The 9753-nt window shown below is 57.1% G+C and carries 8 protein-coding genes and 1 pseudogene; 5 read left to right on the top strand and 4 right to left on the bottom strand.

The genetic code is table 11. The features are described 5' to 3' along the window. Window positions 1-22: 22 nt before the first annotated feature. Together rpsO and ACF8AM_RS22810 are read right to left on the bottom strand one after the other, a co-directional pair. Window positions 23-292, bottom strand: coding sequence for a 30S ribosomal protein S15 (gene rpsO / locus ACF8AM_RS22815; protein WP_007329975.1), 270 nt, complete (start codon window positions 290-292; stop codon window positions 23-25). A gap of 119 nt (window positions 293-411) precedes the next feature. Further along, window positions 412-2007 carry a hypothetical protein gene (locus ACF8AM_RS22810; protein WP_392557862.1) on the bottom strand — a complete coding sequence of 532 codons (1596 nt, stop codon included), beginning with the start codon at window positions 2005-2007 and terminating at the stop codon, window positions 412-414. A 225-nt stretch (window positions 2008-2232) separates the two neighbouring features. On the opposite strand from ACF8AM_RS22810, the gene ACF8AM_RS22805 reads away from it, so the two are divergent. After that, complete coding sequence (locus ACF8AM_RS22805; RefSeq protein ID WP_392557861.1) at window positions 2233-2940, top strand: PTS sugar transporter subunit IIA; 708 nt, start codon at window positions 2233-2235, stop codon at window positions 2938-2940. Further along, window positions 2921-3754 (top strand): hypothetical protein, encoded by an 834-nt coding sequence (locus ACF8AM_RS22800; protein ID WP_392557860.1) that lies wholly within the window; start codon window positions 2921-2923, stop codon window positions 3752-3754. The genes ACF8AM_RS22805 and ACF8AM_RS22800 overlap by 20 nt, the downstream gene beginning before the upstream one ends. Before the next feature lie 185 nt (window positions 3755-3939). Here ACF8AM_RS22800 and ACF8AM_RS22795 read toward each other — a convergent pair whose 3' ends face one another. Both ACF8AM_RS22795 and ACF8AM_RS22790 read right to left on the bottom strand, forming a co-directional pair. Continuing rightward, window positions 3940-4623, bottom strand: coding sequence for a hypothetical protein (locus tag ACF8AM_RS22795; RefSeq protein WP_392557859.1), 684 nt, complete (start codon window positions 4621-4623; stop codon window positions 3940-3942). 9 nt (window positions 4624-4632) lie between these two features. After that, window positions 4633-5643 carry a heterocycloanthracin/sonorensin family bacteriocin gene (locus tag ACF8AM_RS22790; RefSeq protein ID WP_392557858.1) on the bottom strand — a complete coding sequence of 337 codons (1011 nt, stop codon included), beginning with the start codon at window positions 5641-5643 and terminating at the stop codon, window positions 4633-4635. A 583-nt stretch (window positions 5644-6226) separates the two neighbouring features. Between ACF8AM_RS22790 and ACF8AM_RS22785 the strand changes: the two genes are divergently transcribed. From ACF8AM_RS22785 to ACF8AM_RS22775, 3 genes and pseudogenes are all read left to right on the top strand, one after another. Further along, on the top strand, window positions 6227-7618 hold the full coding sequence (locus ACF8AM_RS22785) for a tetratricopeptide repeat protein (RefSeq protein WP_392557857.1): 1392 nt from the start codon (window positions 6227-6229) through the stop codon (window positions 7616-7618). Window positions 7619-7876: 258 nt separating this feature from the next. After that, complete coding sequence (locus ACF8AM_RS22780; RefSeq protein WP_392557856.1) at window positions 7877-9418, top strand: trypsin-like peptidase domain-containing protein; 1542 nt, start codon at window positions 7877-7879, stop codon at window positions 9416-9418. An 83-nt stretch (window positions 9419-9501) separates the two neighbouring features. Beyond that, a pseudogene (locus ACF8AM_RS22775) lies at window positions 9502-9753 on the top strand (hypothetical protein); the annotation flags it as partial.

Below are 9753 nucleotides of genomic sequence, written 5' to 3'. Positions count from 1 at the left end.
CGTCGACCACCCGGTCACAGAATCATTTACGGATACCAAGTTTTCCGATGATATCCAGGTAACGCTGTGGGTCTTGCCCACGGACGTAATCCAGCAGACGGCGACGTCGGCTCACCAAACCAAGCAAACCGCGACGCGAGGCATAATCCTTGCGGTGGGTTCGCATGTGTTCGGTCAATCCGTTGATTCTTTCCGTCAAAATCGCGATCTGCACTTCGGGAGACCCCGTGTCTCCGGCTGCGGCGCCGTGCTCGCTGATTACTTCTTCTTTCCGTTCTTTCGAAATCGTCATACCGACTGATGCTTTCCTGATCGTTTGTGATCGCGGTGGACCAATGTTTCTGAATCGCAGGATTCTAGCGTGCCCCCCTGCGAACGCAACGTCAAATTCGCTGCCGTGGCAAAATCGGCTCAGTAGCCGATCCCAGCTCGAAGGATAAACGCTTCATCCAGGCTTGTGTTGCCCAGAACCGATTGCTCGTACAGCAATTCTCGATCGAACGAGATGCCGGCCTCGATGAATCCCGAACGCTGACCGGTTTGCAACAATTGCGAGTTTCCCCATTCAAACCCAAACATCGCGTTGATCTGGTTGATATCGACACGTTCGCCATCTGAAGCGAGCGCAGTATCGCTGAGCGTCCAAGAATCGCCGCCATATTCGCCGGCCAAGTACCACCAAACGTCACGCGTTCCGATCGTTCGCCAGTATTTTGCGAGTTTGGGTTCAGGGAAATAAATGTCGAATCGAGTGTACGGGTTAGGCTGCCACAGCAGTCCCCCCGCGGGAAGGAGCTTGGTATCGAGTCGATCCAAGTAGTACACGCCACCCTTGAGCGTCGAGGTCGGAGTCAAACGAAACGCTGCCAGGGCTTTTCCTAGCACACGGATGCTGTCGCTGTTGAACGTGTCAAAGTCGGTGTAGGCCCCCACGCGAACTCCCAGTTCGGCGCCAACGATCTGGTTCGGATCGGTTTGCCAGCCAAAATCGAGGGAAGCGGCGTAGGCACTGCTCGGCAACATCCGGGTTGGAGCACTCGCTGGTGTGGCGGGGCCATCGAACAAATACAGCGAGAACGAGGGAACGACAAACAGAGGCCGAGTGCTGAACAGAAAGTTGGGCCAGGCGAATCCGATGGAGGCGTCGGTTTGGTTGTAACCCAACTCGGTGGGCCCGTCCCCGCCTCCGATGAATGTGTGGCGAATTCGGGGCCCGTTGAGCATCCGATAGGCACTGATCGCTTCTGGCGAACTGAATCCACTGGGGAAAAGGCTGGAAGGAGATCCTGAGAAGCCACCCGGGAACAGCGTCGAGGGAGAACCCGACGGGTAAGCTGAAGACGGATAGGGATTGAGACTGGGAGGCGCGAGAGTCGAGTTGGGTGAAACAGTTGTCCCTGAGTAAGGCATGCCCGTTCCCGGATAGGTTGGGGCTGCCCCGGCGTAAATCGATCCGGCGTCGTAGGGGACCGCGGTCCCAGTGCCGTACCCCGTTGCGAATCCACTGCCTTGATAAGTGGCCCCCTGATAAGGAGTCGCCGTGGAACCGCCGGTGAACATGCTGCCAGAGAACAACCCATTCAGCAGGCCTCCGTTGGGATACGCAGGGTTTCCGGTCGCCGGCGGGTAAGTTCCGGTGGTCGAATTCAGGGGAACGGGGGATCCGAGAGGCGCGGTTCCCGGAGGAGTTGCCGGTGTGTACTGGGGCACCGCGAAAGAATTTGGCGCGGAAGCTGCTGATGCATAGGGATCAAACAGCGAGCCAGAAACCGGCGCGGTGTTGGGAGGCGGCGGAGTGGCAAAATTGGGGCTGGAGTAAATCGAACTGCCGTAGCTGCCATTCGCAGTGCCCGCCGAAGGGGCGGTGGACTGCCCGTAGGGCGAGACGCCCGTGGCGGGTGATTGAATCGGAGCGAGATTGGTTTGTGGGGTCTCGCCATAGTTGGTCTGTGCAACGGCGGGCATCGAATCCACCATGACAACGACACATCCCAACGAAGCCGCCATCAAGGAGAGGACGATTCGGGAGAATCCTCCTATGATGACGCCCGACTGCGGAGCGACGAAGTGATGAGAATGGTTCGCCAACGGGATGCACTTTGATTTCGGCGGGCGCGGTCAAAACAACAACTTGAGTCGAGTTAGCGATTTTCACGAACTTTCGTCAAGATAAATCTGAGTGCCGTTGACTCAGTTGATCAACAATTCATTGGAAAGAAGGAAGCACCAGCGATGGAAGATTTAGACGTTTCACAATTGGCTCGGTACCTGCACATCACTCCGGACCAAGTTCTCAAGATGGTTTCGAGAGGAACCTTGCCTGGCCGCCGGGTCGGTGGCGACTGGAAATTCAATGAAGCCGAGATCCACCATTGGTTGGAAGAACGGATTGGATTGAGCGACCAAGGCGAACTGGACGAGGTCCGCGCGGTGTTGCACCGGCAGTCGGAGGCGCCGCCGCATACCTTGGCGGAAATCTGCCCGGTTGAGTTGGTTTCCAACCCGTTTGTGGCTAGGACCCGGGGCAGTGTCATCCGCAACATGTGCGAACTGGCCAGCCGAACGGGGATGTTGTGGGATGCACCGACGATGGCCGAAGCCGTGGCCAGTCGCGAAAAATTGCACCCGACGGCGCTCGATTGTGGTGTCGCTTTGCTTCACCCTCGCCGGCCGCAGACATCCATCCTGGCCGAATCGGTGTTGGCGATGGGGATTTGCCCCACGCCGGTTGCGTTCTCAGACACCGGGCAACTGACGGACATTTTCTTTTTGATCTGCTCTTATGACGACAGTTCTCACCTGCGTATTTTGGCGAAATTGAGCCGAATTGTCTCCGATGAGTCCTTCTTGGAGGGCGTGCGTGCAAGTGACACGCCGGCAGACGCTTGGGCAATCCTGAACGAAGCCGAGATGTCACTCGATGAGAATCACACCTTCTGAGGTGGACGCATCTGTCTCACGATCGGATACACAGCCTGATTCCGCGACGGTTGCTGCGCCCCGCATTGTCGCTTGGGTTGGCGATTCGTCGGCCCCGTTGGCTCAGCAAACGAAGGCTTTGTGTGAGCAGCACGCGGACGCCGTCGCGACTCACCCGGATGTTGCTTCGCTGGCGGAATCTCCTGCGCGACTGCCGCTGACTCACGTTCTGTTGGCTCAGTCGGATCGCTCGCATGCGATTGAACCGGAGAAACTTCGTGAGGTGAAACGCATTGCACCTCACGCGAGTGTGTTGAGATGGCTTGGGCCGTTGGTGGCTCCTTCCGTGGGGCTTCCCGGGCAGGATGGTTGGGTCGACACCATCACTTGGCGAGACACTTTGCAAACGCTTCCGGTTTGGCTGAACCGATCCGGTCAATCCCAGCCTTCGGTAGATTCGTTGAACACGAAACCCTCGCAAGGTTTGGTGATTGTTTCTCAATCCTGGTCGACCGCCGACGCGATCTTTGATGCGGTGGATTCCATCGCGGGCCAGCAAGGTCAGACCGTGCCGGTGATGACGTGGCGTCGTGACCGGCTGACGCGAGCGGATCGGTTTTCATCCGCACATGTGATTTGGGATGACTCGGTTTGGCGGCCGGATGAGTCGAGCCCTCTTCCAATGCAATCAAGATCGTCCGGTGAAGGATATCGGCACATTTGGATGACCGGCATGGCGACTCCCGCTCAGGTCGATGCGGCTCGCCGGTCCGGTGTGTCGGGTGTTTGGAACAAACCGACTCGACGGGAATCGTTGGAATCGTTGTTGGCTTGAACCGCACTCGGGTGAGCCGCCGTTTGTGAGTCGGTTTCAGCATTCGCGGGCACGCGGTGTTGACGGCCATGCGGTGTTTCCATGGCCGTAGTCTGCACGGAGACGACCGAGCCCACTGCGCATGAAAAACCCGCCCACGAAATTCGCGGGCGGGCTCTGCTTGCCAAGTGGAGTGGCTCGGCGAATTAGCAGCCGGTGCAAGGCGATGCGCTGACCGTTGCGCCGCAGCTTCCGCAGCCGCTGCCAATCGACGGAGCCGATTGATAGTGGATCGGAGTGCTGCATCCGCTCGCTCCGCTGCCGCCCATGATGACCGATGGTCCCACGTTGATGGTTGCTCCGGATGAATACCCACCGACGGTGGCTGGTTCAGCACAAGGCGTGAAGGTTTCTTCAACCAGAGTCGGAACCATCTTGCAGACTTGGACCTTCTTTTCCTTGGTCACAGTGACAGGAACACTGACGGTGTACTCTTCGACAACTTGTTCGGCGACTTGGTCGTAACGAGTCGTCGAGTAAGGTTCGACGGTGTATTCGGGAACGTTGAACGTGAAGCTGACTTCCTTGGTGCGTTCTTCGGTCTTGTAGGTGACGTAGGGGATCGTTTCGGTTTTGGTGACCGAGGTGTAGGTCAACTGCTTTCGAATACGAGTTCGAGTTTCTTCGTTGTACTGGACTTCTTTGCGAGTCCGCGTGCGAGTTTCATCGACGTACTGCACGACTTGTTTGGTGCCAGTCCGGGTTTCGGGCTGGTAAACGATGGTGGTGCACTCGTAAGGAACTTCTGTCGCTTGTTGTTCGTAAACGGTGTAGTTCACGACTTGCGATTCGGTGGTGCTGGTCGTGACAGGAACTTCTTCGGTCACCACGTTGGGAACTCAAACGCGTTTGGTGATCGTGCTGGTCGTCGAACCACAAGCGGTCGACGCAGGAGCCGAGTAGGAAACCCCGCCACCGCAGCCGGCGTAGACTTGGCCACAACCGGTGCTGCATCCGCCACACTTGGAAACGCAACCGCCGCACGAACGACATCCACACGAGCGGCGTCCGCATGATCCACCACAAGCCGAACCGACCGAGGAAGTCGATCCGCATCCGCCGACGTAAGTGACGTTGGTGGCAACGGGGGCCGAGGCCACTTCAACGACTTGTTCTTCCCAGTGGCCGTAGTCCTTGGTGACGGTTTGCATGGTCGTCTTGGGAACCGACACTTCGATGGTGCGACTCTTGGTGACAGGCACGGCGTTCACCACAGTGCGGGTCTTCTGAGTCGTCACGGCTTGAGGCACGTTGACGGTGTAGGTGAAGGTTTCATCGACCAACTTGGGAACCTTGACGGTGTACGTTTCAGGAACGTCGACCAAGGTTGGAACGCGAACCGTGTACTCTTCTGGGATTTCAGACCACTGTGGTACCGATTCGGTGACTTCGACTTGTTTCTCTTCCTTGACGGGGACCAAGACCGAGTAGGTAATGGTCTTGGTTTCTGTCTTGGGAACGTTGACGACTTTGGTGCGGTACTTTTCTTCCGTCACAGGAACCGTCTTGTAAACGGTCTTGGTGCGGAAGCGAGTTTCGGGTTGGTTTTCGGTCACGTTGACCATGCGTGATTCCGTCACGTAGGTCGGCTTCATGACAACGCGGTACCCCACCACGGGTTCGCAAATCGTTTCGCGAAGTGGGGCAGCGGAAGCGGCCACTGAACCGCTCATCACGGATGGGCCGCTGCTGTAAACCACGCCTGCCGAGTAAGTGTGGCTGGGCACGACGTAGCCTTGTCCGCAACCAACTGCGCCGCCGCAACCGCTGCTAACAACGGGGGCTGTCGCACCGCAGGGATCGGAGCATCCGCCGCATGGCATGCATTGAGCCATGGTGGTGACAGCCATGGAAGCGAAGCATGTCGCGACAATGGCTGCAAAAGTGGATCCAAACTTCACTGGGAGATTCCTCTAAGAGTCATAAACAACGATGGATTCGAATGCCAATCGAGGTTCGGTGGCACACGGGAAGGGTGTGATTCAGTGCCCCGGAGCGAGGGCATGTTGTGCGTCTGTCCATCTTCTGCGGGTGGGGAACAGCTTCGTCGATGGGGGAGTGTCTTTGCTCTGCTGCACCAGATTAGATCAGGCCGGGACGGTTACAATCGTTCAGGTCCAAAAAAATCGCCTAATTGTTGCAATGAGGACAATCGTTGCAATCCGCGCAGACATCCTACAGCACGTAGGTTTCGCATCGTCAACCAGTTGCGACTCCGAAAATGGGGGACGGGGCGACCACGAGCGGGAAAGTCGGAGGAACATTCCGTTTTCCCCGGTGGCGTCCCTCGTGAGAGGAGTTTCTGGTTGATAAATTTCTTTCATCGCACACTGTCGCCCTCCAATGATTGGATCGTGGAGGGGGCTCCGTCTTGGGGCCAGCAACATCAGACGAGTTGGTCTCGACCGAACCATGCACCTTTCGAAGAAATCTATGAACGCCCTGTTTGACACCCTCCGTTGGGTCGCCCGCACCGGATCGTACGCCACCGTTATTGCATGGGCGTGCGTGATCTCTCCTGCAGTCTGTTTCGCTGCCAAGCCGGGGCAACCCGTTGTCGCTCGCGTTGAAATGCAATTTGCCAAAGACAATGAAGTCGTCGACGTCATCGCCAAAGGTGATTTGCTGACGGTCGTGGAAGATCGTGGCGACGACTATGTGATCGTCACGCATGATGGGACACGAGGCGCGGTCGACAAAGTCAACGCGGTGGAATTGGCCGAATCGACTGAGATCTACACCGATCTGATTGAGGAATTCCCCGAAGAAGGCCGCTACCATACGCTCCGTGCGTCGGCGTGGTGGGCGCTCGGGGAGCAAGACAAGGCGATGGAAGATTTCAACAAGGCCATTGAAAAGGGATACGAAGAAGCTCACGCCTACAGCAGTCGCGGATTGTTCTATGCCGCCCGCGGAGAACATGAAGCGGCCGTGAAAGATTACGAACGTGCTTTGCAATTGGATCCCGAGGACATCACGCCGATCATCAATCGGGCCGCCGTCCGGATGGCTCAACGCGAATTTGAAGCCGCGATTGGCGACTACACCCAAGCTCTCGAGGTGCGGGAGGGAAACGCTGGGCTGCTTCGCCAAAGAGCACTTGCGTACAAGTCCGCTGGTGAAATGGAAAAAGCGATTCAGGACTACGACGCGATCGTGGACGACAACCCGGAGGATGTTGCAGCGATCATGGGACGAGGCTACATCCGATTCCAGCAGCATGAATACGCTGCCGCAGCGGCTGACTTTTCCGCCGCGATCGAACTGAACGAAAAAGACCCGGTTGCCTGGAACAACCGAGGCTACAACCGTTATCAGCTCGGCAAAGCCAAAGAGGCTCTCTCTGACTACGACAAGGCGATTGAGTTGGCGCCGGAATACGCCTTGGCTCACCAAAACCGGGCTTGGTTGTTGGCGACCACTGACGAGGAATCGCTGCGTGACCCGGACGCTGCGGTGGAAGCGGCGAAGAGGGCGTGTGAGCTGAACGGCTACGGCAACGTCAGCGATTTGTCGGCGCTCGCCGCCGCCTTGGCGGCGCAGGGCGAATTCGAAGAAGCGGTGGGTTGGCAGGAAAAGGTTGTCGAGTCGGCTCCCGAGGACGCGAAAGAGTTCGCTGGCAAAATTTTGGATCGATACCGAGCTGGGAAGTCTTACATCGCTGATCCGGTGGCGGCAGAAAAAGCGGAGCTCGCCGCTGCGGAAGAGACAGCCAAGAAAAGGGCTGAACAGGAAAACGCGGAAGCCAAAAAAGCAGCGGCGAAGAAATTGGCAGAAGAAGCTGAAAAAGAGGCCAAAGCCACGGGGCTCGAAAAAGCGGAGTAGTGGCAATCGCACGCTCAGACGACTCGTAAACCGACTTCAACGATCGGATCTCAGAAAGATCCTTTTTTCGCAATTCTTTGAAAAAAGGCTCAAGATTTGGCGGACGGGCGATTCAATTGGGGTTGCCGTGGTGCGCGTGGATGTCCGACTATCGCGCGACGGACACGACGTCGATTTCTTCGTCCCAAGGATGGTGAGGAAGGAATCCTAGACGCTCGGTGCTGATTGAACTTATCCATCGTCCAAGGAGGGACGAGAGTGCAAACGACTCATCAACTGGCTGGCGTTCTCGACCGATCACGGCAAATTCGTTGGTTTGCTCGGCATCTCATGATTCAGTTCATGTCTGTGTGCTTTGCTCTTTCGGCGTTGGCTTCATCGGCTTCTTCCAACGACGCCATTTTGTTGGAATTCTCTTCGGCTCAGTGCGGACCTTGCCTGGCGATGAAGCCGGTCGTTTCGGAACTGATCGCTCGCGGAGTTCCGGTCCGCCAAGTGGACGTCAGCAAAGAATCACATTTGGCTCGCCGATTCGGAATCCGTAGCACCCCAACTTATGTGGTGCTTCGAGACGGCAAAGAAGTCACTCGTTTGCTGGGCGTGCAATCTGTCAGCGAACTGTCGGCGGCTCTGAATCAAACCGCGGCGGGCCCGTTGATTCCTACTCGCAGTACCTCGGCTCAACCGGCTTGGAATGAACCCCAAACTCGCTTGGCGCCTCTGACGTCGGGACAGAACACGGTTGATCGTAGCCCACGGCGTGCGATTCGAAACGAACGAACCAGTGCCGACCAAGCAGGCGGGCTAGACGCAGTCGATGACTGGAGAGCACCCAGCAAATTTGACTCACCACCCTCCCAATTGGTGAGCGCAAGAGACGCAATGATGGAACCGATGCCCAGCATGTCGCTGGCCGATGCCATCGAAAAAGCGAAAGCCGCGACGGTCCGTTTGAGAGTATTCGACGGTCGCGGGTATGGGGCTGGAACTGGAACGATCATCGACACCAATGGCGACGAAGCCTTGGTGCTGACCTGCGGTCACCTGTTCCGCGACGGTGAAGGCAAGGACCGGATTGAAGTTGATTTGTTTGTCGCGGGAGAAGTTCGGACCGTTGCCGGACAAGTCGTCGACTATGACGCGGGCGATCGTGACATCGGTTTGGTCGCGATCCGACCTGGGTTTGCCGTTGAGCCGGTGAAGGTCATCCAAGAGGGTGAAACGGTCAAGGTTGGCCAAACCGCCTTCAGTTTTGGGTGCGACCGAGGCGACGATCCGAGTCGCCGTGACACTCGGATCACTGGGGTGGACAAATACAATCAAAACATTGGCGCCTCCAACCTTGAAATCGATGGGGCTCCCATTGATGGACGCAGTGGCGGCGGGTTGTTTGACGACCGTGGCGTGTTGATCGGAGTTTGCAATGCTGCCGATTACAAATCCGATCTGGGAATCTACACCGGACCGCGATCTGTCCATTGGCAGTTGGAACGCATTCAGTTGGGACGTCTGTACCAAGGCACTCCCGAAACGCCAATCAACAACCAATTGGCGGCATCGGAATCTGCACGAACACCACCTGCGAACCAATTCGCCAGCGGCCCCGCACTCAACGCCGCCGAACTGAATGGCGGCGGTGCTGCAATCGGTGCGGATGCCTCTTCTGCCGCGGCATCCGCAACCGAGATGATCGTGATTTTGCGAAACCCTGACGGCCAGCAACGCGAACAAGTGATGACGTTGAGCCGTCCAGATGCGGATTTGGTTCGACAGATTCGCCAAGCTGCGATGAGCCGCTGATTGTGGCAGGTCGAGGCCTGCGATACACGCTCGGCATTCTATTTTGTCGGATCGTTCCAGCATCGGTCTTTCGGTATCGATGCATGGAAATCATTCTGCTCGCTGATCAATCGAAGACGTCCGATTCGTCCGATCGATCCCTTGCGGAGTCATACCAAGCTCGTGTCGTTCAGACCGCACAAGAATTGGCGGGCGTCGAACAGGCGACGTTGTTCCAACCGAGGTCGAGACCGCAAGAGGAGAACTTGCCAAATGATGCGAACCCAGAACGATCACTTGTCGCATACGGATTGATCCGTGAAGACGCCTCGAATGAAGTGGTGGGCGGTGCCTGG

This window comes from Rhodopirellula sp. JB055 (assembly GCF_043100905.1).
Taxonomy (GTDB): domain Bacteria; phylum Planctomycetota; class Planctomycetia; order Pirellulales; family Pirellulaceae; genus Rhodopirellula.
The sequence above is the reverse complement of the archived record's forward strand: the minus strand, read 5'-3'. Positions and strand labels throughout refer to the sequence as shown.